The sequence below is a fragment of the Frankia sp. EI5c genome, from assembly GCF_001636565.1.
Taxonomy (GTDB): domain Bacteria; phylum Actinomycetota; class Actinomycetes; order Frankiales; family Frankiaceae; genus Parafrankia.
In genome coordinates this window covers 82127-108665 of sequence record NZ_LRTK01000027.1, presented here as the reverse complement: position 1 = coordinate 108665, position 26539 = coordinate 82127, and the positions used below count along the sequence as shown (strand labels likewise).

Here is a 26539-nt window from a genome sequence, read left to right as displayed (position 1 = left end):
CTGGGAACCGGCCAGATCGAGGTCCACTACCAGGAGAAGGTCGACCTGGGTTCCGGGCGCCCGCACGGCGTGGAGGCGCTGGTCCGCTGGCGACACCCCTCCCGCGGTCTGCTGACCCCCGAGGCATTCGTCCCCCTGGCCGAACAGGCGGGGCTGATGCGCACGCTGACGGTCGAGGTGCTGGAGCTGGCACTGGCCCAGTGCCAGCGCTGGCGGGACGCCGCCGTGGACGTCACCGTCGCCGTCAACCTCGCCGCCTCGGACCTGCTGGACCGCGCCTTCCCGGACCAGGTCCGCCGCCTGCTCCGGCAGTACTCGCTGCCCCCCGCGGCACTGGAACTGGAGATCACCGAGACCACGCTGATGCGGGACCTGGTCCGCTCCGCCGCGGTCCTGGACGAGCTGCGCGCTCTCGGCGTCCAGATCGCCGTGGACGACTACGGCACGGGCTACTCGTCGCTCGCCTATCTCCAGGAGCTCCCGGTCGACATCCTGAAGATGGACAAGTCCTTCGTCACCCGGCTGGAGGACGGCTCCCGGGCGCGCCGGCAGAAGGCGGAGGCGATCGTCCGCTCGACGATCGGGCTCGCGCACGAGCTGGGCCTGCGGATCGTGGTGGAGGGCGTGGACAGCGCCAGCGCGCTGACCAAGCTGCGGAACTACGGGTGCGATCTGGCCCAGGGATACTTCCTGGGCCGGCCGCGGCCCGCGGCGGAGCTGACGGCGGTCCTCTCCTCACCCGTCTCCTGTGTCGAGTGGGCGGAGACCGAGCCGGCCTCCGGCCCGCTCGCCAAGCCCGGCAGTGCCGAGGACCCGAGCCTCGACCGCCTGAAGAGGGACGAACTGAGCACGGACGAACTGAGCACCGGCGGCCTGGGCACCGGCGGCCTGGGCACAGGCGCCCTGAAGACGGACACCCTGGAGACGGACGCCCTGAAGACAGGAGGGCTGCCGGCGGGCGGGCGGCGGGCGGGCGAGCGCAGGACACCGGCGCCCGCGGGGCAGCTGCGATGCTGACCCCACCGAGGCCCGGTCGCTCGCGGTCCGGCTGGGACCATCCGCTCCTGGAGCGCTATCTGGACCAGGCGCCCGGGTACGGCCCGGTCGCGGCCGGGGGCGGTATGACACCGGCGAATCTCGTCGGCGCCTACCGTCAGGGCGCCTTCCCGTGGCCGTCGGACGACCCCGCCGAGGCCGCCGAGCTGCGCGCCGTTCTCGGCACTGCCGTCGAACGCGGGATCATCCCGCGGATCCCCCCCGTGCCCCGGCCGGCGACCCCGCCGGGGGCGCTCCCCCGCACCGGCGGCCCGCCCGTCGGTGGCCCGGACCTGCTGGACCCGCCCTGGTGGTGCCCGGACCCGCGGTCGGTGCTGGTGCCCGGCGCGATGCGGATCCGCCGCTCGCTGGTCAGCCGCCTCCGCCGGAGCACCTGGACCAGCACCCTGAACACGTGCTTCGTGGACGTCGTCCGCGGCTGTCGGCGGGACGGCCCGTACCAGTGGATAACCGAGGAGCTGATCGAGGGCTTCGCCGAACTGCACGCCCTCGGCTGGGCCCACAGCATCGAGATCTGGGACGACGACCGGCTCGTCGGCGGAATGTACGGCGTGCTGGTCGGGCGGGTCTTCATGGGCGAATCCATGTTCCATCGCGCCACGGACGCGTCCAAGGTCGCCCTGGCCGATTTCCTGGACCGCTTCGGGCAGGCCGGCGGAAAGCTGCTCGACACCCAGCTCACGACTGAGCACCTGGTAACGCTCGGTGCCCGGGAGATTCCGCGGTCGGACTTCCTGGCCACGCTGCGGGCGGTGCGCGACGACGAGATACGGCTGGAATGCGACCGCCTGCCCGTCGCCCGGCTCGCACCGCCCCGGCAGCCCACGCCGGCGGAGCTCCGGCGGCCCTCCGGCCGGCCCCCGGCCGGTGAGCCGCGGGGGCCCGGCGGGACGGGCTAGACCTTGCGAAGTACTAGACCTTGCGAAGCACCAGGGCGAGGTTCCAGGTGACGACCTCGCGCGCACCGGGGACCCGGAGGATCACCTTCGCCCAGTCCGGCAGGTACCGCGGCATGGCGTCGACGACCACGACATCGTCACGCTGCCGGGCCCACGCGAGGGTCCCGGCGACCGACACCGGGAAGAGGGTCTCTCCGAACCGGTTCTTCGGCGCCCGGCCCTCGCGCCTGCGGAACCGCTCCGCGGCCCGGTGCCCGCCGAGGTAGTGCCAGGGCGCCGTCTCGTGCCCGCCCCAGGGTGACAGCCAGTTGGTGTAGCTGAGGAAGATGAGCCCACCGGGCTGGGTGACCCGCACCAGTTCGGCGCACATCCGCCACGGGTCGGGAACGTGCTCCAGGACGTTCGAGCTGTAGCAGAGGTCGATCGAGTCGGTCCGGAAGGGCAGCTCGAGGGCGCTGCCGCGGATCCGCCCCGGCACCTCGATCCCGCCCGCCTCCATCTCGGAGACGTCTGGCTCGACCCAGTAGTAGCGGGCTCCGGCGTCCAGGAAGGCGGACCGGAAGTAGCCGGGACCGCCGCCGACGTCGAGCACCAGCTGACCGGACAGCGAGGTGTACCGCTCCAGCTGGCGGACGGAGTCCGCGGCGATGAGCGAGTAGAACCCGGCGGGGTCGACCGGCTCCTTGCGGTGCGCCTTGAAGAGGGTGACCGACCGGGACAGGCCGAAGCCCGCGTAGGGAAGGTCACGCACGACCGGCGGGCCCTCGGACGCGGGCCTGGCCGAAGCCGGCGCGCTCGACGTCGGGCTGTTCGAAGCGGACACGGTCTCGGACATGCCGGGGACGATAACACCACGCCCGCACAGGGTTGTCCGCGCCGGGACGGCACCGGCCGGCGCGGGCCGGGAGACGCCCCGTCTCCCGCGGACCTCCAGCGCCGGCTGCCTGCCGGCCGGCCGGCAGGGTGCTGGCAGGGGGCAGCCACACGGGCGCGCGGCCGACCGACCGGGCGGCCCGGCCGCACCGGCCGTCGGCGGGCGGGGCCGCACAGCGCTCGGGTGTGCCTCCAGGAAAACGGGAAAGCGGTGGATGACTCCGGCTCGACCAGCTAATGTGCATATGTGGCTCTTCGCCACGGGGCGTGTACTGCGCATTATCTCACCGCGACCCGGGCGGTCTTTCGTCGATTCTTCTCGTTTCCCATGACCCGGAGACTGCGTCTCGGGAATCCTGAGAGGCCGGTGACGGCGATGGCACCAACACCCCGGCACGCCCCCCGGGGCCGGGAGAGGGCNGGATGACCCAGCTTTCGGATTCCTCCCCCGCACCATCCGACCTCGAAACTATCCGCACACGGATCGTGACACGCGACCAGCCTTCCGTGGGCCTGGGCGTCCGCCGTGTGCTGGAGCGACCCTATGGCGTCATGGCCGAGATGGACCGCATGCGCCGACAGTCACCGTTCTATGACTCGCAGGTGGACGGAATCGACGGGCGCCGCATTCGGGTGGCCGGTCGCTGGCTGATCGATTTCGCTTCCTGCAACTATCTCGGGCTTGATCTCGACCGCGAGATCATCGAGGCCGTTCCGGAGTACCTGGACCGTTGGGGAACCCACCCGAGCTGGTCCCGGATGATTGCCGGCCCACGACTGTTCACCGAGATCGAGCAGACTCTCGCCGAGCTTCTCGGCGCACCCGACACCCTGCTCCTCCCCACGATCAGCCACATTCACCTGTCAGTGCTGCCCGCACTCGTTGGCAAGGGCGCCCTGTTCGTCGAGGTCCATGCCCACGCCTCGTTGCATGACGGCGCCGTGATGGCCCGTGGGCACGGCGCCACCGTGCGCCACTTCCGGGAGGACCGGCTCGACCGGCTGGACCGGGCACTGCGTGCCTGCCCGACGTTCCCCCGGGTCGTCGCGATCGACGGGGTGAACAGCATGACGGGCAACTGGCCGCCGCTGGCCGAACTCATCGACATCGTCCGAGCGCACGAGGCGGTCCTCTACGTCGACGACGCGCACGGCTTCGGGATTCTGGGCGAGCGCTCCCCGGCCGAGCCGACCCCGTACGGCCTGCGCGGCAACGGCATCCTGCGCCACCTGGGGCAGAGCTACGACGACGTCGTCCTGGTCGGCGGCTTCTCGAAGTCCTACTCCTCGCTGCTCGCGTTCGCGACCTGCCCGACGGAGCNGAAGGACTACCTGAAGACCATGGCCAACCCCTACATCTTCTCCGGCCCGCCGCCGGTGGCATCGCTGGCGACCGCCCAGGTCGGCCTGCGGGTGAACGCCGAGCGGGGCGAACAGGCCCGGCTGGCCCTGTACACCCTGACCAGACGTGTCCTGGACGGAATCAGCTCGCTCGGGCTGGCCACCCTCAACACCTCGGGCCATCCCGTCGTGGAGATCCCGCTCGCCGATCCCGACCAGGCGGACGCGCTCGGCGCCTTCCTCTACGAGCAGGGCATCTACGTGACGGTGGCGCCGTACCCGGTGGTCCCGCGGGACCAGGTCGGGGTCCGGGTCCAGGTCACCGCGGCGAACACCGAGGCGGAGATCGACACCCTGTTGGACGTCCTGGCCGACGCGGCGGTCAGATTCCCCCTGCGCCGCCTCGACTGACCCGGGCCGGGTCCCGGGCCGGCTGGGCGGCGGCTCACATCAGGCGAAGCTGCTGACCGGCCGAACGGCGGCGGGCCCGGGCGGCCTCCGCCGACGAGCCGGCCCTCTTCTCCAGGTGCCGCCCGTCGATCGCGGCCAGGAACGGTGAGGGGCCGGTCTCGACCACCGCCTCCGCACCGCGGCGGCGCCGCGCCGCGTGGGTGAGCACCAGCTGGCGCCGGGCCCGGGTGATACCCACGAAGAACAGCCGCCGCTCCTCCGCATCCTCTGCCTCGGCCGCCGCCTCCGCCACCTCGGGCGTCTCGGGTATCTCGGGCGTCTCGGGCGTCTCGGGTATTCCCGTGCCGGCACCGGCAGGCCGCCGCCCGCCCCAGCGCAGCGGCAGCAGCCCGTCCTCGCAGCCGACGATGATGACGAGCCCGAACTCCAGCCCCTTGGACGCGTGCAGGGTCAGCAGCGAGATCCGGTCGGCACGCGGATCCAGCCCGTCCACCTCCGTCCCGAGGGTGACCGCGGTGAGGAACGAACCGAGATCGTCACCGGCGGCCACGGCCGCCGGGGTCAGCAGCTCGACGGCCCGCCGGATCTCCGCCTCGGTGGGTGGCCGGCCCGCGGCCCGGCCCACCGCCCGGCCTTCCGCCGGGCCTTCCGCCAGCACGGCGGCGAGGGCCGTTCCGGCATTGGCCGCCAGGTCGGCCAGCCGCGCGGCGGCGTCCCGCAGGTGGGCCGTGACGGAGCGCGGCGCCGCGGCGCCGGCTCCCGCCCCGGCGACGACGTCCCCCGGGTCCGCGCGAGGGTCTCTCAGGTCCGCGAGCAGGGCGGCGACGGCGGGCAGATCGGCGAGCGGGGTGTGCGCGTGCTGCCGGAACGGGAACCCGCGGCGCAGCAGGGCGTCGACCACGGGCTCGGCCTGCCGCGCCGTGCGGTACAGGACCGCGATGTCGGCGAACGACAGCCGGCCTCGCCGCGAGCCGTCCACCCCGGAGTCGATCGCGTGGAACGACGTGCCGCCGAGTGCCTCCTCGACGAGGTCGGCGACGGCGTTCGCCTCCTCCGCCTCGCTCGCGCACTGCCGGACCACGACCGGTCCGTCCGCCTCCTGGCCGGTCACCGCGCGCAGCTCACGGCCGGGGACGAAGGTGGCCGGAGCGATCGCGTCCAGCGCCGCCGCGACGATCGTCGGCGTCGAGCGGTAGTTGCGGGTCAGCGAGACCCGGCGCGCCCCCGGATGATCCTCCTCGAAGCGCAGGAAGAAGCCGACCTCGGCACCCCGGAAGCTGTAGATCGCCTGGTCCGGGTCACCGATCGCGCACAGGTCGCCGTCCGGCGGGCAGAGCTCGCGCAGCAGGCCGTACTGGACCTCGTCGATGTCCTGGAACTCGTCGACCCAGACATGGCGCCAGCGCCGCCGGTACTGCGCCGCCAGCTCCGGCCTGGAGCGCAGCAGCCCGAGCGGGAGCGTCACCAGGTCGTCGAGGTCGACCATGTTGCGGTCCCGCAGGGCCGCGTCGTACCGCGCCAGCACCCCGGCCGCCGGATCCTCGCGGTAGGGCTGCCCGAGCGCGCGCCGCCGCTTGAGAGCGGACAGCTCGGCCGCGACTCGGCCGCGGGCCCGCGAGGTCGCCGCTCCGTGCAGCGCCTCGTCCAGCAGCTCGGCGCGGACGGCGTCGTCGGCCACCCGCACCTCCGGCGCCCGCACGAGTGCCTCGTACTGCTCTCGGACGATCATCAGGCCGAGCCCGTGGAACGTCGTGGCGACCGGGTCCGCCCGGGCGGACCCGGTGGCCTCGGCGGACCCAGCGGCGTCGGCGGACCCGGCGGACCCGGCGGCCTGGCCTGGGCCGAGCAGCGGCTCGAGACGCTCGCGCAGCTCCCCCGCCGCGCGGCGGGTGAACGTCACGGCAAGGCACTGCTCGGCGGGCACCGCCAGCTCACGCACCCGGTGGGCGATCGAGTGCACCAGCGTCCGGGTCTTCCCCGTGCCCGGGCCGGCGAGGACCAGCAGCGGGCCGCCGACGTACGCGGCGGCCCGGCGCTGGTCGGGATCGAGGCCGTCGAGGACCGAGGGCACGCGGTGGCCGGCCGCGCCACCGGGGGCCCGGCCGGCGCGCGCCTCGGCGGTCCGGGCCGTGCCAGCGCCGGGGACGTCCGCACCGGGGGCGAGCGGGCCGGAGACCTCCCCACTGGGGGCGAGCGCACTGGGAGCGAGCGCGCTGGGGCGGGCGGCCCCACGGCCCTTCCGCGGGCTCGACCCCCTGCCCGGGACGGGCCCGGTGCCGGTCGGGCGCACGTCGAACAGGGTGCCCGCATCCGCGGTGAGTTCGTCCGGCTCGAAGAGGCGGATGACGCCGTACTCACCGTCGTACCCGGCCTGCCGGATGACCTCGCCGCGGCGCAGCCGCCCGATGCCCTCGACCAGCGTCGGCGAGCCGACCTCGGCGATCGCGTCCAGTGGGACGTCCGAGAGGATGCCCAGCTCGGGCCCGAGCCTGGACACCAGGGCCGTGACCTGGGTTGCCACGGACTTGCTCTTCGGACCGACGCCGAGGATCTCACCGACGATCTCGGGGAGCGCGACCAGCGAGGTGACCTCCCCCGCGGTGTCCGGACGGTGCAGCTCGTCCCGGTCGGCGAGCGTGTCGACCCGGTTGAGCACACCGACGGTCAGCGGCCGTCCGCACACGGGGCAGATCCCGCCGAGCTCGCGGGTCTCCTCCGGTGTGAGCGCGACTGCGCACCTGCGATGTCCGTCGTGGTGGTACTTCCCCTCCTCGGGAAAGAACTCGACGGTGCCGCCGAAGCCGTTCCCGGTGCGCAGCGCGGCGAGAATCGAGAAGTAGTCGGGCTCGCAGGTGAAGACCGTCGCCTCCCGCCCGAGCATCGGCGGGGAGTGCGCGTCGGAATTACTGACGAGCCGGTACCGGTCCAGGCCGGAGATCCGCCAGAACATCTCCGGGTCCGCCGACAGCCCGGTCTCCAGCGCGAACACGTGATCAGCCAGATCGGCGTAGCAGTCCTCGACGGCGTCGAATCCGGACTTCGAACCGAGAACGGCGAACCACGGCGTCCACACGTGGGCCGGGACGAGGTAACAGCCCTCGCCGGCGCCGAGTGCTATCTCCAGCAGATCGCGGGAGTCCAGGCCGAGGATCGGCCGGCCGTCCGCGGCGAGATTGCCGATTCGGGCCAGTGCGGAGGTGATCCGACCGGCTGCTTCCCGGTCCGGGGCGTAGAGGAGGTGATGGACCTTTCTGGTGCGGTCTCCACGCTTGTAGATCGTGGAGATCTCGGTCGAGATCATGAAGCGCGTCGCGGTGCGGCACGAGGCCGGCAGCGTCGCGAGCACGTCGCGCTCCAGATCAGGGCGCAGCCGGAACAACCCGGGCTCGGCCGGCACCAGTTTGGTCGCCAGCTCCTGCGACCAGGCCGGATGGGTGAAGTCGCCGGTACCGACGACCCGGATGCCTTTGCGGGCCGCCCACCACGCCAGATGCTCCAGGTCGCAGTCGCGGCTACACGCCCGCGAGTACCTGGAGTGCACGTGGGTGTCGGCAAAGAACCGTGACCTCACAGATGCGTATGTTGTCGCATCCCACCTTCGGGCCGGGCAGCGGCACGCCGGTGGGCCTGTCGGTCGACCTGTCACATCGCTCGTCAGGCCACGGATCGACGACATCCCAGCAGGCCCAACTATGCCCAGCGGCAGGCGAATCGGGCCGGCAACGGACAACCGATCGGTGTCGGACACACCCCCCTTGGGCCNACTGGGCATGCGTGAGAGTGCCGCAAACAGTGGGTCGCGGGGGCGCCTTCCTGGTTCGTCCGGGAGGCTTGCACCAGTTCCGGCATCGGATGGTTCGGCGCCGGAACGATCGGAACAGGGCGTTCGCGACGCCCCGTCACGAGTTCCGCCGCCGGCGCGCGCCGGCCGGAATCGGGGAGAGATATGACGACGGACTCGGGCACGGTGAACTCGGGCGCGGTGAACTCGGGCGAGGTGGACGCGAGAGCCACGGACGCGGGGGGCACCGGGACGGACGGAGCGGGCGACCGACCCACGAGGCCCGCCCGCGGCACGGCGCGCGGCGCCCCGGATGACCCCCGGGCGGGTGGTGACCCGGCCGGCGGCGGGGCCGTGAGCGGCGCTGCTGGCCGTGGCGGCCCGACCGACAGCGCGGCCGCCGGCACCGGCGTCGCCGTCACCGGCGGCGCCCCCGGCAGCAGCAGCACCGCTGACAGCTCCGCCGCCGGCGACGGCGCCGGCGACGAGGGCGCCGCCGGCGGAAGCGCCGTCATCACCGCCGCTGCCGCCGCCGCCTCGGCGGCCGAGGCCGCGGCCGCCGAGGCGGCCGAACTGGAGGAGGCTCGGCGGGAGCGCCACGCCGCGCTGACCGACCGCTGCCACCGACTCGTCCGTTTCCTGCACGAGGTCGCGGTCTCCCAGTCCGAGCAGGTCGTCGACGTCGACGAGAACCCACTGGTGATCTGGCTCGCCGACCTCCCCTCCGGGCTGTCGCTGTTCGAGCACGCGGGTGCCGGGGAGGTTCTGCTCGAAGCACCCGCGGCGGCCCTGCTGCCCCCGGCGCCGCCGCTCCCCGAGATCCTGCGCGGCCGGGTGCGGCTCCCCGTCCGCGGAACCGACGCGTCGACCGGGCTCCCGCAGTCCGGCATCGTGCTGTACGGCGCCGTGCCGCCGGCCGACGTCGACCTGACCGCGGCCCCGGTCCTCATCTACGACCTGCCGACTCTGCAGGCCGCGCAGGCGCCGGCCCGGCCCGGCGACGAACCGGGACCGGCCGGCGGCGGCACCGCGGGCGGCACCGGGCACCCCGGCGCCGGATCTGAGGCCGGCCGGCGCCTCCCCCGGACGGACGGCGAGGCGGCGGGGCGGAACGGGTCCGCGGGGCCCCATGCCAACGGCAGCGGGCCGGCCCAGAACCTGAACGGAGCATCCCGAGGGCCCGGGCAGAGCTCCCCCGATGCCCTGCCCCGCGCGGACGACGCCGCGGGCGAGGGCGGCACCGACGGCAACGGCGGTACCACTGGCGACGGCGGTACCACTGGCAACGGCGGTACCACTGGCAACGGCAAGGCCAGCAGCAACGGCAAGGCCAGCAGCAACGGCAGGCCCAGCGGCAACGGCAAGGCCAGCCTCAACGGCAGCGCGGGCAGCAACGGCAGCGCCAACACCAGCAGCAACGGCAACGGCAACGGCAACGGCACCGCCAGCCTCAACGGCGGCAAGGGGGGCAAGGGCGGCGACCCGAGCGACGACCGCGCTGCCGGCGGTGAGGGCAGCGCTCCGAAGGGGGCCGGCAACGGGGAGATGCCCGGCGCCGCACGCCCCGCTCCGGTGCTCGCCGTTCCGACGACCGGGCAGGTTCCGCCCGACGTCGCGGCCGCGTTCGCGGAATGGGCCCGGGCCTGGCAGGTGTGGAGCTCCCGGGCCCGTGCCGACGCCGACCGCCGCCACCTGCACACCACGCTCTACGGGGTGGCGCAGCGCCTGGCCCAGGAGGGCGACACCCTGGAGCTGGTGCTGGCCACCGGCCTGCTGACCTGGTGGCTGCCCCGGCCGGTCCGCCGCCACCTGCTCGTCACCCGGCTGGTGGTCGAGACCGATCCGATGACCTCGGCCGTGCGGCTGCGGGTTCCGGCGGGATCCTCCACCCGGCTGNAGGACAGCGCCTTCCTCGACGGGGTCACGGCGTTCCGCCCGGAACGGACCAACGCGCTGCACGAGCGGCTGCGCTCGCGGGACGCGGCTCCGCTGGGCGCCGACGACGAACGCCTGCTGCGGGACTGGCTCACGCTCGCCGTCGACGGCACGACGGAGGGGTACCGCCCGAACTGGCAGCCTCCCGGCCCGGCCGGCCCCAGCGCCGCGGTCACGCTCGCGCCCGCGCTCGTCCTGCGGTCCCGCGGGCAGGCCGCGCTGCTCAACTACTACGAGCAGATGCTCGACGCGCTGCGCGGCGACGGGCTGCCGCCGCTGGGCCTCGCCCAGCTCGTCGAGACCCTGGACACCTCCGAGCGGCTGGCCTGGCTCGCCCGGGCGGAGGGCACCAGGGCCGCCCGGGCCGCGGCGGCGCTCCCGGCCGGGTCGGACAGTTCGGCGGACGCCGCCGACGCCGCCGACGCCGCGGAATGGCTGTCCCCGCTGCCGATCAGCCCCGAGCAGGCCCGGGTGATGCGCCGGCTCCGCATGGACAACGGGGTCGTCGTCGAGGGCCCACCGGGCACCGGCAAGACCCACACCATCGCGAACCTGATCAGCGCGCTGCTCGCGGAGGGCCGCCGGGTCCTGGTGACGAGTCAGAAGGGCCAGGCGCTGCGGGTGCTGCAGGAGAAGCTCCCGCCCGAACTGCGCCGCCTGTGCGTCTCCCTCACCGAGGACGCCGACACCGGCGCCGGCGAGCTCGCGACCAGCGTCAGCGCGCTGGCCGCGCAGAAGGCCGTCTACGACGCCGGTTCGCAGGACGAACGGATCCGCACGGCGCGCCAGCGCCGGGAGTCGGCGATGGCCGAACGGGACCGGATCGCCACCGCCGTCGCGGCCCGGCGGGCCGCCGAGTGGCGCCGCCACGGCACCTACGAGGTCGGTGCCGGCTGGTCGGGCACCCGGGCGGAGATCGCCGCTCGGCTGCGTGACGAGGCCGCGGAACACGGCTGGATCCCGGTGCCCGTGCCGGGGCCCGAGGGCGGCGGCTGGCCGCGGACCCCGCTCAACGACGCGGAGGCCGTCGAGCTCTGGCGGCTGCTGACCACACCCGACCCGCCGGCCCGGACGCTCCCCCGTTTCCCGGACGGGCCGGGAGGGCACGGCGGGCCGGCCCATCCGGGCGAGGCACCGGGTGGTGACGGATCCGGCGACTCGTCGGCCGCGCCGACCTCCCCGCTGCGGATCACCATGGCCGGGCGCCTCGTCCGCACCCCGCCGGCGCTGCCGGCGCCTCGTCCGGCCCAGCCCGCGGAACCCGATCGGAACGGTTCAGCATCGGGGTCGGGGCCCGCGTCGCTTGGCGGCGGAGCTTCGCGCCAGGACGGCTCCGGGGCGCCCGCCGGACCCGACGGGAGCGGCAGTCCCGGCGGCACCGGTGGACCCGGCGGAACCAGTGGGCCTGGGGGAACCAGTGGGCCTGGGGGGTTGACCAGCCACGACGGCGCCGTCGCGCTCGTGGGGTCGAGCGGCCCGTCCGACCCGCCGACGGTGCCGTCGCCGATCACCTCGGCGATAGCCCTGTCGGCGCTGCGCGAACAGCGCGCGTTCGGGCTGCCCCCCGAGCTGGGCGAGCTGCCGACCCGATCCGAGCTGACGGTGCTGGCCTACGCCGAGCGGGGGGCCCTGCACGCCGCCGAGGCCGCCGAGCAGGCGCTGTCCCGGCAGGCGGCGCTCATGGTCCCCGCCCTCGCGGACGCCCTCACCCGCGCGGGTGACGAGGCCGCCGAGCGGCTGGCCGCCAGCGTCGACGCCGTGCTGCGCGCGGTGGAGATCATCAACCGGCTCAACGTCCGGCAGCCCTGGGCCGCGGACGCGCTCGCCGACGCCTTCGCCAACCGCGCCGCGGTGCTGTGGACGAAGGTCGCCGCGGCGGCGCCCGCGATCGCCGAGGCGACCCAGGCAGTGACGGAGCTCGGCCTGCACCGGGTCGAGCTCCCGCTCGACGAGGCCGGTTCCGGCCCCGACGCCACTACCCTGCTGACCTCTGCCCTGGCCCTGCGCGAACACATGGAGGCGGGAGGCGCGCTGCGCCGGTTCTTCCGGTCGAAGGCCCAGAAGGCGGCCCGCGTCCTGCTGGAGCAGACCCTCGTCGACGGTGTTCCGCCCCGCACCCCCGAACTGCTGGACCTGGCCCTGTGCCGGCTGCGGGCGGAGGTCGCGCTGGAGGCGGCCACCCGGGCGTGGTCGTTGCTGAGCGTCGTTCCCGACCCGACCGCGGAGCTGGAGGTGCGGCTGGCCCGCCTCACCGAGGCGCAGGACGTGGCGCGGGCCATCGACGCCGCCGTGGCCGCCCGCGGCCGGTTGGCCGCGCTCCTCGACGCGCTCGGCGTCGGCGGCATCGCGCTGGACTCCCCCGCCGCCTGCGTCGACGTCGGCGCCGCGGCGAACGCGCACCGGCTGCGCCAGGCGGCGACAGCCGCGGGCACCCAGCTTCGGGACCTCACCGCCGAGCTCGTCGCGGCCGCCGCGCAGCCGGACGCCGTCGACGAGCTGGCGCTGCTCGCGATGGCGGTCGAGTCCCGCGACCCGGCCGGCTACGTCGCGGCGCTGGAGGCGACCGCGGACGCGCTGAACGCCCGGGCCCGGGCCCGGCGCCGGGACGAGCTGCTCGGGCGGGTCCGGGAGGCCCACCCGGTGCTGGCCGACCTCCTCCAGTCCGGCCGCTTCCCGACCGGCCGGGCCGGCCGGGCCGACCGGGCGGCCGACGGCCGCTCGGACGAGATCCCGGCGGAGCTGTTCGAGTCGTTCGGGAAGGCCTGGTCGCACGCGGTGGCCGCGACCTGGCTCGCCCGCGTCCGGGCCACCGACCAGACCGATCTGGACGCCGACCTGGACGCGGCCGACGAGCTGGTCGCCTCCGCCACCGCGGAGCTCGCCGGCGCGCTGGCCTGGAAACACTGCCTGGAGCGGATGGGCACCGAGCAGTCGGCGGCGCTGCGGGCCTACGCCGACGCGATGGCCGCCGGCGGCCGGTTCACCGGCCGGCACGCCGAGCGCTACCGGCAGGCCGCCCGGGAGGCGATGCGCATCGCGCAGACCGCCGTCCCGGCCTGGGTGATGCCGATCAGCGAGGTGCTGTCGACCATCCCCGCGGTGCGCGACAGCTTCGACGTGGTGATCGTCGACGAGGGAAGCCAGGCCGGGCTGGAAAGCCTCTTCCTGCTCTGGCTGGCGCCCCGGGTGATCGTCGTCGGCGACGACCGCCAGTGCACCCCGCCGGACGCCTCGGTCGAGGAGCTCGAACCGGTCTTCACCCGGCTCGACACGCTCCTGCCGGACGTCCCGAGCTGGCTGCGGGTCGGTTTCACCCCGCGTTCCAGCCTGTTCTCGCTGCTGCGGACCCGGTTCGGCGACGTCGTGCGGCTGCGTGAGCACTTCCGCTGCATGCCGGAGATCATCGAATGGTCGTCGGCGATGTTCTACCGGGACGCACCGCTGGTGCCGCTGCGGCAGTTCGGGGTGGACCGCCTCGCGCCGCTGCGCGCCCAGTTCGTCCCGCATGCGTACACGACCGCGACGGCCGACGGCCCGCGCAACCCCGTCGAGGCGGAGGCGCTGGTCACCCAGGTCCTGAAGTGCGCCGAGGACCCGCGCTACCGGGGCCTCAGCTTCGGCATCGTGGTGCTGCAGGGCAGTGCCCAGGCCGAGCTCATCCGCTCCGAGCTGACCTCGCGGATGTCCGCCGCCGAGCAGCAGCGGCGTCAGCTTCGGGTGGGCTCTCCGCCCGACTTCCAGGGCGACGAGCGGGACGTCGTGTTCCTCTCGCTGGTCATCGCGCCCGGCACGTCGACGACCTCGCTGACCCGGCTGGAGTACCAGCGGAGGTTCAACGTGGCCGCCTCCCGGGCCCGGGACCAGGTGTGGCTGTTCCACTCGGTCTCGGCGTCCGAACTCCACCCCGGCGACCTGCGGCACAGCTACCTGAGCTATGTGCTGGCGCACTCGGGGTCGGCTCCGCTGGCGCTCTCCGCCGCGCCGCTGTCGGCGTCCGAGGTGAGCCCGGTGCTGCCGCACCCTCGGTTCGACTCGTTGTTCGAGCAGCGGGTGTTCCTGGCGCTGGTGGCCCGCGGATATCACGTCACCCCCCAGGTGGAGATCAACGGACGTCGCTTCGACCTGGTGGTTTCCGGTGGCCGGGCCCGGCTCGCCGTCGAGTGCGACGGCGACACCACCCGGGCCGGCGAAGAGGTGGAACGGGACCTCACCCGCGAGCGTGAGCTGCGCCGCGTCGGTTGGCGGATCTGGCGGGTCCGCCGCTCCGAGTTCGAGATCGACCAGGAGGCGGCGCTCGCGCCGCTGTGGCCCCGACTCGCCGCGGCCGGAATCGTCCCGGTGGTCGCGACGCCCATCGTCCCCGCGGCGCCGGACCATCCGGACCCGGCGATGCTGGTGACCCAGCTGCTCGTTCCGTCCCAGCCGCCGGCCCTGCCCGCGGGCGGCACGGGCCCGGCCGCCCAGGTCCCGCACGCCTCCCAGGCGGGGCCGCCGGCCGCCGTGGCCCCGGCCGCGATGCCGCCGAGCTGGCCTGCGGGACCGGCGCCGAGGCCACCCGCGGTCACCCCGCCGCCGGACCAGTCACCGACGGCCCGCCGTGACCCCGGTCAGTCCCTTCCGGAGCCCGGGGCGACCGGCTCCGGGCCGGCGGCGGCCCCGTTCGGCCCAGGAGCCAACTGGCCCAGCGCGGGTGGCTCGCCAACCGGCTGGGCCTCCGTCGGCAGCACGCCGAACGGCTTCCCCGGCCTGCGCGGCGGCGGCCCGGGGCACGACCTGTGGCCTGGTGCGTCCGCCGCGCCGGAGTCCACCGCCGCACCGGAGTCCCCCGCCGCGCCGAGCGTGTCCGTCTTCCCGGCAGTCGCGGGCCTGCCGGGCATCACGGGGCCGGCCGGCGGCGCGGCCCCGCCGAGCACCCCGGCCCCGCCGAACCGTGGGGTCCACCCGGGGAACGGCGTTGCCGGGCCGGGCGGACTGGCCGCGGGGGCATCGCCCGCCGTCGACGGGCCCGGGGAGCCCGACGCCACCACGTCCGCCGGAGGGAGCGGGGCACTCGGCGCGACGCCCGCCCAGAACGCGGGGCCTGCGGCTCCGGGCACCGGGGGGGCTCCCCCGGCCCACGGGACGTCCTCGGTGCACGCGGATGCCGACGAACGGCGGCAGCGCTGGCGTCCGATCCAGCTCTCCGAACTGGAGGGCCTGGACGACGCTCCCACCCCGACCGACTGAGCGCCGCCCGCCGAGGCCGGGGCCGCCGCCGGCACTACGCGTTGTCGACCGACTCCTCGACGCGGCCGGGCGGCTCCGGCCCGGCCGCCGGTTCGGCTCCCGGGGGACGTTCCTGGTCAGGAAGCACCGCCGGACCGGCCGAGCCGGTCGGAGCCGGCAGGGACGAATCAGCGGGACCGGCCGAACCGGCGGATTCGGCGGCTGGCCCGGCCTGCTCGCGGTCGGGTTCGCTGTCCGCCCCGCCGACGATCCGGGCGAAGCCCGCACGCGGGAGGCGTGCCTTGACCGGCGCCGGCTCGGTGAAGTCCGCGCGGTTGATCCGGCAGAAGGCCGACCCGTGGCCGCCGGTGAGCCGGCCGACCCCGAACTCCGCCGCCGCCGCCAGATAGGCGACCGCGTCCGACCGGGCCAGCCCGGCCCGGGTCTGCAGGAAGGTCACCGCTGCCCGCGCCGCCCGGCGCATCGCCTCCCGCGGATCGGGATCGAACCCGATGGTGATCCACAGATCCTCGGTCTCGACGAACGGCTCGCGCAGCGCGCCCAGGGCGCTGGTGGCCGCGGCCTCCCGCAGGGTGACCAGCCGCAGGGTCGCCCGCAGCGGACCTTCCAGGGCGGTGGATCCGATCATCCCGTCACCGATGGAGTAGTGCGGGTCACCGACGGCGAACAGCGCACCCGGGACGTGGACNGGAAGGTAAAGATGCGCGCCGGGGCCGAGGTCACGGCAGTCCAGGGCACCGCCGTGCGACCCCGCAGAAAAGGACGTCACCGCGCCGTCCGTGACGTCCGCGGCGACCGTCATGATGCCCAGGCAGGGGTTCAGCGTGAACCGGGCGCGGCCGTGGCCGCCGGGCATCGCGCCGAACAGCCGCCCCCGCCGCCGCTCGACGGTGCAGAAGGACGTGACCGTCCGGAATCCCTGCCAGCGCCGCGCGTCGGCGTCGAGCGCCGGCGCGGGTGTCTCCGGGAACTCCCCGGCGAGCAGACCGCCGCCGTGGCGGGTGGAGATCACGCCGTACCGGGCGCGCGGGTGCAGCGAGAGGATGTCGACCCGCAGCATGTCGCCGGGCACCGCGCCGCGGACGTAGACCGGACCCGTCACGACGTGCGATCCGTCGACGCCGAAGCGGTGCGGGATGCCCGAGGCCGCGATGGCCCGCGCGTCCTCCAGCACCTCCGACCCCACCACGCCGAAACCACCGAAGAAGGCGTCCGGATCGCGGCCCTGATCCTCGAGGATGCCTTCCTGGCTGACCGTGTCGATGGTGACGGTCGTGCCGGAGTCGACGCTGAGCACCGGCCGCGTCCGCGCGGTCGGCAGCGCACCCCAGCTGATCGTCTCCGGGGTGGAGGGCAGGTAGTGCCGGCCCTCGATCTTTCCTCGTCCGGGTTGCAGGGCCACTCGCGCCCTACCCGCGCCGACGCCCGGCAGGGCCCGCCCGCCGGCCTGTCCGCGCCCGCTCCGGGGCGGTCATCGCGGGGCGAGCCGGTCGCCGACGGTGGGGGTGCACGCGCGTCAGAGTCGCAGCGGCACATGTCAATGTGATGTCCTGGATGTTGCGGGAAGTGTCGTATACCGCGTTAATTCCCTATCAACGGCGCCCGCCCGGACCCGCCAGCCGGTACCCGGCCCGGAATGCGGGTTCCGGTCCACTAGCGTTGGCCGACGATGACCACACGTGGATCAGCCACCGGCGCGGCCGACAGCGGACCCGGCGACAGCGCCGACAGCGGTACCGGGGACAGCGCCGACAGCGGTACCGGCGACACCGTCGCCGACCTCGGTGAGTTCGGCCTGATCCGGGCCATCACCCGACGGCTGCCGACCAGCCCGGACATCCTGCTCGGGCCGGGGGACGACGCCGCGGTGGTCGCCGCCGCCGACGGGCGGGTCGTCGTCACGACGGATCTCCTGATCGAGGGCCGGCACTTCCGGCGCGACTGGTCGAGCGCCTACGACGTCGGCCGCAAGGCCGCCGCGCAGAACCTCGCCGACGTGGCCGCGATGGGCGCCCGCCCGACTGCCCTGGTCGTGGGCCTGGGAGCACCGGGCACCCTGCCGGTCACCTGGGCCGAGCAGCTCGCCGACGGTCTTCGCGACGAGTGCGCGCTGGTGGGGGCGTCGGTCGCCGGTGGGGACGTCAGCTCGTCCGAAAGCGTGGTGCTGGCGATCACCGCGCTCGGTGACCTGGCCGGCAGGCCGCCGGTACGCCGGGACACCGCCCGCCCGGGCGATCTGGTCGTGCTGGCCGGGCGGATCGGCTGGGCCGAGGCCGGGCTGGGGCTGCTGCGCGCCGCCGCGGCGGGTTCCCCCGTCCGCCTGGACACCCCCGGGCACGCCGAGCTGGTGCTGGCACATCAGCGGCCCCGTCCGCCGTACCGGCACGGGCCGCTGCTGGCCGCCGCCGGAGCGCACGCAATGTGCGACATCTCCGACGGGCTGCTCGCCGATCTGGGCCACATCGCCGCCGCGTCGGGGGTGTGGATCGACCTCGACAGCGACCTGGTGCCCGTGCCGGCGCCGATCCGCGCGGCGGCCGCCGCGGTGGGAACGGACCCGCTCGGATGGATCCTGCACGGCGGGGACGACCACGCGCTCGTCGCCTGCCTGGCCCCCGGCACCGAACCGCCGGCGGACTGCGCGTTGATCGGGCGTGTGCTGGACCCGGCCGACCACGGGAGCGGTGCGGGCGGGAGCGGTGCGGGCGGCGGTGGAGTCCTCGTGGACGGGCACCGCCCGGCCGGGCCGACGGGCTGGGATCACTTCCGCGCCGATGGCGCGGGCCGCCGAGGAAACGGACCACCGAAGAAGTAGAGTGCCGGCCCGCCAGGTCGCCTCACGGCGCGATGTCGCACGTAGCGACTCAATTTGGGTCCGGGGGCCATGATACGGACCGGCACTGGCTAGTCTAACGCCGCGCTCGCCGCACCGGTTCCCGTCAGCGTCTTCCGGACAGAAGTCGTGGCGAATCCGCCGATCGGGTTGGTTCAGGCGGGGATCACCGCGACGGGGGCTGGTCGGGCGGGGGCTGGTCGGCACGGGTGAGCACCAGCGTCCCGACATCGTCCACGATGCCGGTCCAGCCACCGCGGACCAGGCAGGTCGACTCGGCGAACTCCACCACCGCCGGACCGCGCACCACCTCCCCCGCCCCCAGCGCGGCCCGCGGGATCACCTCGATGTCCCGCCACCCGCCGCCCGTCCAGGCCTGCCGCCGGCCGCGGCGCGCCGCCGGGTCGGCGGGCGGCGCGACGGGCGCGGGCCGGGTGCCGCGCACGGTCGCCACCAGCCGCACCGCCACCGTCTCGACGTCGCGTTCGGGCGCGACATGCCCGTAGCGGCGCTGGTGCTCCTCCTCGAAGGCGGCGCGCACCGCCCGGGCGAGCGCCGCGGCGGAGGTACCGCCCTCGGGCCGCTCGACGTCGATCGTCAGCTCGTGCGACTGGCCCACGTACCGACAGTCCACCCGCCACCGCAGCGCGGGCGGCGGACCGGCCGGGTCCTGGCCCGCCGCCAGGTCGGCCAGCTCGGCGAAGGCCCCGACCAGGTCGACCTCAGCGAGGCGGCCGATGAGCGGGCGAATGTGGTCGCGCCGGGCGTCCCCGATGGCCAGCCCGAGGGCCGACAGGACGCCGGCGGCCAGCGGGACCAGGACGCGGGTCATGCCGAGCTCCTCCGCCAGGGCGCAGGCGTGCGTCCCGCCGGCCCCGCCGAAGGCGACCAGCACCAGCTCCCGCGGGTCGATGCCGCGTTCCACCGAGACGACCCGCAGTGCCCGGGTCATCTCCGCGTCCGCGACGGCCACGACACCGGCGGCGGTCTGCGCCGGAGTGAGGCCGAGCTGGGCACCGAGGTCGCGCAGGGCGGCCTCGGCCGCCGCCCGGGAGAGGGTCACCTCGCCGCCGAGGCCGGCGCCGTCGGCCAGGTAGCCCAGGTAGAGGTCGGCGTCCGTGACGGTCGGGTGGGTGCCACCGCGCCCGTAGCAGGCCGGCCCCGGGTCGGCTCCCGCGGAACGCGGCCCGACCCGCAGCGCGCCGCCCGGGTCGGCCCAGGCGATCGACCCGCCACCCGCGCTCACCGAGTGGACGTCCACCGCGGGAAGCATGATCGGCACCCCGGCGAGCACCGACTCCGACGTGGTCAGCGCCCGTCCACCCAGGACCGGGGCGACGTCGGTGGACGTCCCGCCCATGTCGAAGGTCAGCAGGTCACGCACCCCGGACAGGCCGGCGACGTAGGCGGCGCCCACCACGCCTCCCGCCGGCCCGGACAGCACGCACCGGGCAGCGTGGCCGGCAGCCTCCGCCAGCTCCGCCACTCCGCCGGACGACTGCATGATCATCGGGACGGCGAGGGACCGCTCGGCGCACCGCCGCTCCAGCCGCCGGAGGTAGGAGGACAGCCGCGGGGTCAGGTAGGCGTCGGCGACGGCGGTGGCGAACCGCTCGTACTCGCGGAAGACCGGCAGGATCTCGCTGGAGGCGACCACCGTGACCGCCGGCAGCCGCCGGCGCAGCGCGGCGGCCACGGCCCGCTCGTGGCCGGGGTGGGCGAAGGAGAACAGCAGGCAGACCGCGACCGCTTCCAGCCNGGGGACGGCCGCCACCTCCGCCACGACCCGGTCGACCTCGTCCGCGCGCAGCGGTTCGATCACCCCGTCCGGGCCGCATCGCTCGGCGACGGTGAACCGCAGCTCGCGCGGGACGAGGCTCGGCGGGCGGTCCGCCGTCAGGTCGTAGAGCGACGGCCGGTTCTGCCGACCGATCTCGATGACGTCCCGGAAGCCGCGGGTGGTGACGAGCGCCGTGCGGGCCCCGGCCCGCTCCAGCAGCGCGTTGGTGGCGACGGTCGTCCCGTGGGCGAAGGTGCCGACCCGCGGCCCGGCCAGGGCGGCCGCCGCGACCGCGGCCAGCACTCCGCCGGACGGGTCGGCCGGGACGGTGGGGACCTTGGCGAACCGCAGCGCACCGTCCGGGTCGACCGCCACCAGGTCGGTGAACGTGCCACCGACGTCGACTCCCAGCCGCACCCGCCCGGCAGGCGACTCGTCATGATCGGGCACTCGGCCTCCCCGCTTCCCTGACTTTCGACGGCTGTCCTGACATGCTGACGCGCGGGTCCACAGGTCGCGCCAGCGGTTACCGAGAGCAACACCACCTGCCGACCGGACGGTGGGCGCGGACCAGCCGGATGCCTGGCCCGAACCGGTCCGAAAGGTCTCCTTGTAGTCCGTCACAGCGCTCCGGGCAACGCGGTGGACGCACCTGGCGAGCCGGCCTTTGTCGCTGGCACAGGCGAGATCGCGACCGGAGGGGGCGGCGGCGGGTCGGTACCGGCGGCGGGCCGACAACCCGGCCAAAGGGNGTCAAATGTGACGCGATGCCAGGGAGGCCAGCTCCTGCGGCCCCGTCCNCGCCGGGTAACCTGAGCAGACGGTAGCGAAGGGCCTGCGAACAGGCTGAGATGTACACCGTGGATAGAGGCGATTGGCCCCGTGACAGCACCGACGGTCCCCGCGTCAGAACCTGACTTCGGCCCCAACGAGTGGCTGGTCTTCGAGATCTATCAGCAGTATCTCGAAGACCCGGAGAGTGTCTCCCCGGAGTGGCGCGACTTCCTCTCCGACTATCGTCCCGCGAACCCGGCCGCCGGGGATGCGCGGGCGAGCGGTGTCACCGCCCCCGGTCCCGCGTCGACGTCGACGCCCTCGACACCCTCCGCCCCGCCTCCCGCCGCGAGCGCGGCACCGGCCACCGCGCCGCCCGCCGCTCCGGCACCGGCCGCCCCGACCCCAACTCCGGCCCCGCCGGCCCCGCCGGCAGCCAGACCCGCGGCTCCGGTCGCGGCCGGCGACCGGACGCCGCTGCGCGGTGCGTCCGCCCGGGTGGTCTCCAACATGGAGACCTCACTGCACATCCCGACCGCGACCTCCGTCCGGGCGGTTCCGGCGAAGCTCCTCGCCGACAACCGGATCGTCATCAACCGGCACCTGGCCCGGTCCAGCGGCGGGAAGATCTCCTTCACGCACGTGATCGGCTACGCCATGGTGAAGGCCCTGATCGACCACCCGGCGATGAACGCCTCGTACGCCGAGATCGACGGGAAGCCGACGCTCGTCCAGCCCGAGCACGTCAACCTCGGGCTCGCGATCGACCTGGTCACCCCCAAGGGCCGCCAGCTCGTGGTCGCCGCGGTGAAGAAGGCCGAGACCCTCGACTTCAGCCAGTTCTGGCTGGCCTACGAGGACCTCGTCCGCCGCGCCCGGACGAACAAGCTGACCATGGACGACTTCGCCGGCGTCACGATCAGCCTGACCAACCCGGGCGGCATCGGGACGGTGCACTCCGTCCCGCGCCTCATGGAGGGCCAGGGCACGATCATCGGCGTCGGCGCGATGGAGTACCCGGCCGAGTTCCAGGGTGCCTCCGAGCAGACGCTGGCGAAGCTCGCGATCTCGAAGATCATGACGCTGACCAGCACGTACGACCACCGCATCATCCAGGGCGCGCAGTCCGGTGAGTACCTGCGGCGCATCCACCAGCTACTGCTGGGCGCCGACGGCTTCTACGACGAGATCTTCGCGTCGCTGCGGGTCCCGTACGTCCCGGTCCGCTGGCTGCCCGACATCTCCGCGCACCACGAGGGCGACCTCGACCACGGCGCCCAGGTGATGGAGCTGATCCACGCCTACCGGGTGCGCGGCCACCTCATGGCCGACACGAACCCGCTCGAGTTCGCCATCCGCAGCCACCCCGACCTGGACATCAACGGCCACGGCCTGACCCTCTGGGACCTCGACCGCGAGTTCCCGGTGAACGGGTTCGCCGGCCAGCGGACGATGTCGCTGCGGGACGTGCTCGGCGTGCTGCGTGACTCGTACTGCCGCCGGGTCGGCATCGAGTACATGCACATCCAGGAGCCCGAGGAGCGCACCTGGATCCAGGCGCGGGTCGAGCGCTCCGCGGAGCGGCCCGACCCGGCGGAGCAGCTCTACGTGCTGGAGCGGCTCGGCGCCGCCGAGGCGTTCGAGTCGTTCCTGCAGACCAAGTACGTCGGCCAGCGCCGGTTCTCGCTCGAAGGCGCCGAGTCGACGATCCCGCTGCTGGACGAGATCCTCGGCCAGGCGGCGGAGTCGGCCCTCGACGAGGTCGTCATCGGCATGGCCCACCGCGGGCGGCTCAACGTGCTGGCGAACATCGTCGGGAAGTCCTACCGGCAGATCTTCGACGAGTTCGAGGGCTACGTCGACCCGCAGACGGCGCACGGCTCCGGTGACGTGAAGTACCACCTCGGCGCGGACGGCGTCTACACCGACCGCGAAGGCCGCGCCGTCCCGGTCTCGGTGGTGGCCAACCCGTCGCACCTGGAGGCCGTCGACGCGGTGCTCGAGGGTGTCGCCCGGGCCAAGCAGGACGTCCTGAACAAGGGCTTCGAGGGGTACACCGTCCTGCCGGTGCTCATCCACGGCGACGCGGCCTTCGCCGGCCAGNGTGTGGTCGCCGAGACCCTGAACCTCTCCCAGCTGCGCGGCTACCGCACGGGTGGGACGGTCCACGTCGTCATCAACAACCAGGTCGGCTTCACCACCTCGCCGACGTCCAGCCGCTCCTCCGTCTACGCCACCGACGTGGCGCGGATGGTGCAGGCGCCGATCTTCCACGTCAACGGGGACGACCCGGAGGCGTGCGTCCNGGTGGCGACGCTGGCGTTCGCCTACCGGCAGGAGTTCAACAAGGACGTCGTCATCGACCTGGTGTGCTACCGCCGCCGCGGTCACAACGAGATGGACGAGCCGTCCTTCACCCAGCCGCTGATGTACGACACGATCGCCTCCAAGCGTTCGGTGCGCAAGGTCTACACCGAGGCGCTGATCGGCCGCGGGGACATCACCCGCGACGAGGCCGAGCAGGCGATGAAGAGCTATCGCGCCGAGCTGGAGAAGGCGTTCGCCGAGACCCGGGAGACCACCACCCGGCCCACGCCGCAGCCCCGGATCGTCACCACCCCGGCGGAGGCGGCGGCCGCGGCGGCCGTCACCACCGCGGTGCCGCTGGAGACGGTCAAGAAGATCGTCGACACCCAGGTCAACCTGCCGGACGGGTTCGTCATGCACCCGCGCCTGCGGCCACAGATCGAGCGCCGCCCGCAGATGATCGAGACCGGCACCATCGACTGGGCGCTGGCCGAGACCATCGCGCTGGGCAGCCTCCTGCTGGACGGCACCTCGGTGCGGCTCACCGGCCAGGACAGCCGGCGCGGCACCTTCGGCCAGCGGCACTCCGTGCTGGTCGACCGCTACACCGCGGAGGAGCACACCCCGCTGCGCACCCTGCGCAACGACGACGGGTCGAAGGTCGGCACCTTCTACACCTACGACTCGCTGCTCTCCGAGTTCGCCGCGATGGGCTTCGAGTACGGCTACTCGGTCGCCCGGGACGACACGCTCGTACTGTGGGAGGCGCAGTTCGGCGACTTCGCCAACGGCGCGCAATCGATCATCGACGAGTTCATCTCGGCCGGTGAGGCCAAGTGGGGCCAGCGTTCCTCGCTGACCCTGCTGCTCCCGCACGGCTACGAGGGCCAGGGGCCGGACCACTCGTCCGCCCGCATCGAGCGGTTCCTCTCCCTGTGCGCCGACGGCAACATGACCGTCTCCGCGCCGTCGAGCCCGGCCAGCTACTTCCACCTGCTGCGCCGGCAGGCTCTGTCCCCGGTGCGCCGGCCGCTGATCGTCTTCACACCGAAGTCGATGCTGCGGCTCAAGGCGGCGGCCAGCTCCGTCGAGCAGCTCACCGGCGGCTCCTGGCAGCCCGTCATCGACGACGCCGCCGCCAGCGATCCGGCGAGCGTGCGCCGGGTGCTGCTCTCGGCCGGCAAGGTCTACTACGACCTGGCCGCCGCCCGGGAGAAGCGGAACGACGCGCAGCGGTTCGCGCTGCTGCGGGTCGAGCAGCTCTACCCGACCCCCGGGCAGGAGCTCGTCGAGGTGCTGCGCCGGTACCCGAATGTCACCGACCTCGTGTGGGTGCAGGAGGAGCCGGCGAACCAGGGTGCCTACCCGCACATGGCGCTGAACCTGCCCGAGTCGCTGCCCGACGGCCTGCGGCTGCGGCGGGTCTCGCGGCGGGCCTCGGCCGCCCCGGCCTCCGGCTCGTCGTCGGTGCACGAGCGGGAGCAGGCGGCGCTCGTCGAGGCGGCCTTCAGCGACTGACAGCACGACCGACAGCGGCACGACCGACAGCGGCACGACCGACAGCGGCACGACCGACAGCGGCACGACCGACAGCGGCACGACCGACCGAACCGCGGCCGACCGGCATCACGGCGGTCCGGGGCCTGGCGCCAGGCCCCGGGCCGCCGCAACCGCGGTCCGCCGCGGTACCAGCAGGCACCACCACATAGCAGCAGGCGCACCGCGGTAGCGCTCCCCTGGCGACGCCTGACGGCGTCTCCGGCGACACACCGACCCGCGGCGACAGCCACGGTGTCTTACGGCGGTGAGCCAGCCCGGCACGCGCGGGCTCGGCTCACCGCCGGATCCGGTTCGGGGCGGCACCGGCACCAGCCGCTACCGTTCCAGCATGTACTTCACCGACCGGGGCATCGAGGAACTCGCCAGCCGTCGCGGCGAGGAGTCGGTGTCGTTCGAATGGCTCGCGGACGCGCTGCGCACCTTCGTCGACCTGCACCCGCAGTTCGAGGACGCCGTCGAACAGCTCGCGACCTGGCTCGCCCGCCCCGACGACGACCCCGATCTCTGACGCCCGCGCCGGCACCCTCGCCTGCGAGGCGCCGGCGGCCCCACGCCCGCGAGGCTCTACCGGGTCTACACGGTGAGAACGAGCTTCCCGAACATCTCGCCGTGCGCGAGCCGCTCGAACGAGGCCCGGGCCTCCGCCAGCGGGCGGACGTCATCGATCAACGGGCGGGTACCGGTGCGGTCGAGCAGCTCCACGAGGCCGAGCAGCTCCCCCCGGCTCCCCATGGTCGTACCGATCACCGACAGCTGCCGGAAGAAGATCCGGTTCAGCTCCGCCGGTGGGTTCGGGCCGCTCGTCGCTCCGGAGCAGACGATCCGGCCTCCCGGGACCAGCGCGCGGACCGAATGCGACCAGGTGGCGGCCCCCACCGTTTCGATCACCGCGTCGACCTGGGTCGGCAGGCGCGCCCCCGGCTCGACGGCGAGGTCGGCGCCGAGGTCGAGCGCGCGCCGCCGCTTCGCCTCGTCCCGCGAGGTGACGAAGACGGTGTGACCGGCGGCCTTGCCGATCAGCAGGGCCGCCGTGGCCACTCCGCCCCCGGCGCCCTGGACGAGGATCCTTCCGCCGCCGTCCGGCGGCAGACCCGCGCGGGAGACGACCATGCGGTAGGCGGTCAGCCAGGCGGTCGGCAGGCAGGCCGCCTCCTCCCAGGACAGCGAGGCCGGCTTCGGGACCAGATTCGCCCGGGGTACGGCGATGCGCTCGGCGAGCGTCCCGGGATGCAGCTCGGAGAGCAGTGTCCGGGACGGGTCGAGGGTCTCGTCCCCGCCGCCCCGCGCGGGATCGCCGATCACGGCGTGGATGACGACGTCCTCACCGTCGGCGCTCACCCCGGCGGCGTCACAGCCGAGGATCATCGGCAGCCGGTCGGCGGGCAGCCCTACGCCGCGGAGGCTGAAGAGGTCGTGATGGTTGAGCGCGGCGGCCCGGATGGAGACGGTTGTCCAGCCATCGGGCACGGTCGGCTCCGGCTGCTCACCGACGGCGAGGCCGGAGAGCGGATCATCTGGGTTGATCGAGACAGCTGCGGCGGCAAGCACGACGCCGACCCTAGTGCGACAACGGGCCGCGGGGCAGCCGCCGCGGTTCGTCCGAGTTCGGATCACTTCCGCCCGGCCCCGGTGGCGCCGGGCGGAGCCGACCACGTGGCCGCGGGTGGCCCGGCCGTCGCGCCCGCACCCCGGATGTGCTGAACTCACTTCCGTGGCGACACAGGGAGGGACGCCGGCTGCGGTCGGCCGTGACGGGGGCGGTC

General features: G+C 74.3%; 12 protein-coding genes and 5 pseudogenes. 10 read left to right on the top strand and 7 right to left on the bottom strand.

What is annotated here, in order from left to right; genetic code table 11:
* On the top strand, positions 1-1017 hold a 1017-nt coding region (locus tag UG55_RS36925; protein ID WP_242424330.1), incomplete at its 5' end, for an EAL domain-containing protein.
* Positions 1011-1955 carry a leucyl/phenylalanyl-tRNA--protein transferase gene (gene aat, locus UG55_RS14405; protein WP_066068354.1) on the top strand — a complete coding sequence of 315 codons (945 nt, stop codon included), beginning with the start codon at positions 1011-1013 and terminating at the stop codon, positions 1953-1955. The genes UG55_RS36925 and aat, both read left to right, overlap by 7 nt.
* Positions 1956-1968: 13 nt before the next feature.
* Here the strand turns inward: aat and UG55_RS14400 are convergent, their stop codons facing one another.
* A complete protein-coding gene (locus UG55_RS14400; RefSeq protein WP_066068495.1) occupies positions 1969-2706 on the bottom strand; it encodes a class I SAM-dependent methyltransferase in 738 nt (245 codons plus the stop codon).
* 545 nt (positions 2707-3251) lie between these two features.
* Here UG55_RS14400 and UG55_RS36920 point away from each other — a divergent pair.
* Positions 3252-4149: pseudogene (locus UG55_RS36920) on the top strand (aminotransferase class I/II-fold pyridoxal phosphate-dependent enzyme); the annotation flags it as partial.
* A 1-nt stretch (position 4150) separates the two neighbouring features.
* Positions 4151-4580, top strand: a 430-nt coding sequence (locus UG55_RS36915) for an aminotransferase class I/II-fold pyridoxal phosphate-dependent enzyme (RefSeq protein WP_242424329.1), incomplete at its 5' end; no start/stop codon positions are given.
* Between the two features lie 34 nt (positions 4581-4614).
* Here the strand turns inward: UG55_RS36915 and UG55_RS14390 are convergent.
* On the bottom strand, positions 4615-8151 hold the full coding sequence (locus tag UG55_RS14390; RefSeq protein ID WP_066068350.1) for a UvrD-helicase domain-containing protein: 3537 nt from the start codon (positions 8149-8151) through the stop codon (positions 4615-4617).
* Positions 8152-10536: 2385 nt separating this feature from the next.
* Between UG55_RS14390 and UG55_RS14385 the strand changes: the two genes are divergently transcribed.
* Positions 10537-15522, top strand: coding sequence for an AAA domain-containing protein (locus UG55_RS14385; protein WP_313954614.1), 4986 nt, complete (start codon positions 10537-10539; stop codon positions 15520-15522).
* Between the two features lie 34 nt (positions 15523-15556).
* Here UG55_RS14385 and UG55_RS36910 read toward each other — a convergent pair.
* A pseudogene (locus UG55_RS36910) lies at positions 15557-16210 on the bottom strand (acetamidase); the annotation flags it as partial.
* A gap of 1 nt (position 16211) precedes the next feature.
* Positions 16212-16924, bottom strand: a 713-nt coding sequence (locus UG55_RS36905; RefSeq protein WP_242424327.1) for an acetamidase/formamidase family protein, incomplete at its 3' end; no start/stop codon positions are given.
* A 267-nt stretch (positions 16925-17191) separates the two neighbouring features.
* Between UG55_RS36905 and UG55_RS14375 the strand changes: the two genes are divergently transcribed.
* Complete coding sequence (locus UG55_RS14375; protein ID WP_066068345.1) at positions 17192-18337, top strand: thiamine-phosphate kinase; 1146 nt, start codon at positions 17192-17194, stop codon at positions 18335-18337.
* Between the two features lie 184 nt (positions 18338-18521).
* On the opposite strand, the pseudogene UG55_RS14370 reads toward UG55_RS14375, so the two are convergent.
* Both UG55_RS14370 and UG55_RS36900 read right to left on the bottom strand, forming a co-directional pair.
* Positions 18522-20113, bottom strand: a pseudogene (locus UG55_RS14370) (hydantoinase/oxoprolinase family protein); the annotation flags it as partial.
* A 1-nt stretch (position 20114) separates the two neighbouring features.
* The coding region (locus tag UG55_RS36900; RefSeq protein WP_304440411.1) for a hydantoinase/oxoprolinase N-terminal domain-containing protein at positions 20115-20585 on the bottom strand (471 nt) is incomplete at its 3' end.
* Between the two features lie 432 nt (positions 20586-21017).
* Here UG55_RS36900 and UG55_RS36895 point away from each other — a divergent pair.
* The 4 genes and pseudogenes from UG55_RS36895 to UG55_RS14360 all read left to right on the top strand — a co-directional run.
* Positions 21018-23012, top strand: a pseudogene (locus UG55_RS36895) (multifunctional oxoglutarate decarboxylase/oxoglutarate dehydrogenase thiamine pyrophosphate-binding subunit/dihydrolipoyllysine-residue succinyltransferase subunit); the annotation flags it as partial.
* A 1-nt stretch (position 23013) separates the two neighbouring features.
* Positions 23014-23214: pseudogene (locus UG55_RS36890) on the top strand (thiamine pyrophosphate-dependent enzyme); the annotation flags it as partial.
* A gap of 1 nt (position 23215) precedes the next feature.
* Positions 23216-24734, top strand: a 1519-nt coding sequence (locus UG55_RS36885; RefSeq protein WP_242424326.1) for a thiamine pyrophosphate-dependent enzyme, incomplete at its 5' end; no start/stop codon positions are given.
* 370 nt (positions 24735-25104) lie between these two features.
* Positions 25105-25284 carry a DUF6104 family protein gene (locus UG55_RS14360; RefSeq protein WP_066068492.1) on the top strand — a complete coding sequence of 60 codons (180 nt, stop codon included), beginning with the start codon at positions 25105-25107 and terminating at the stop codon, positions 25282-25284.
* A gap of 65 nt (positions 25285-25349) precedes the next feature.
* On the opposite strand, the gene UG55_RS14355 is transcribed toward UG55_RS14360, so the two are convergent.
* Complete coding sequence (locus tag UG55_RS14355; RefSeq protein ID WP_066068335.1) at positions 25350-26324, bottom strand: zinc-binding dehydrogenase; 975 nt, start codon at positions 26322-26324, stop codon at positions 25350-25352.
* Positions 26325-26539: the final 215 nt, after the last annotated feature.

Coding starts and splice junctions, on each gene's coding strand:
- aat (WP_066068354.1), top strand. CDS start 1,011: ATGCTGACCCCACCGAGGCCCGGTCGCTCGCGGTCCGGCTGGGACCAT.
- UG55_RS14385 (WP_313954614.1), top strand. CDS start 10,537: ATGCTCGACGCGCTGCGCGGCGACGGGCTGCCGCCGCTGGGCCTCGCC.
- UG55_RS14375 (WP_066068345.1), top strand. CDS start 17,192: ATGACCACACGTGGATCAGCCACCGGCGCGGCCGACAGCGGACCCGGC.
- UG55_RS14360 (WP_066068492.1), top strand. CDS start 25,105: ATGTACTTCACCGACCGGGGCATCGAGGAACTCGCCAGCCGTCGCGGC.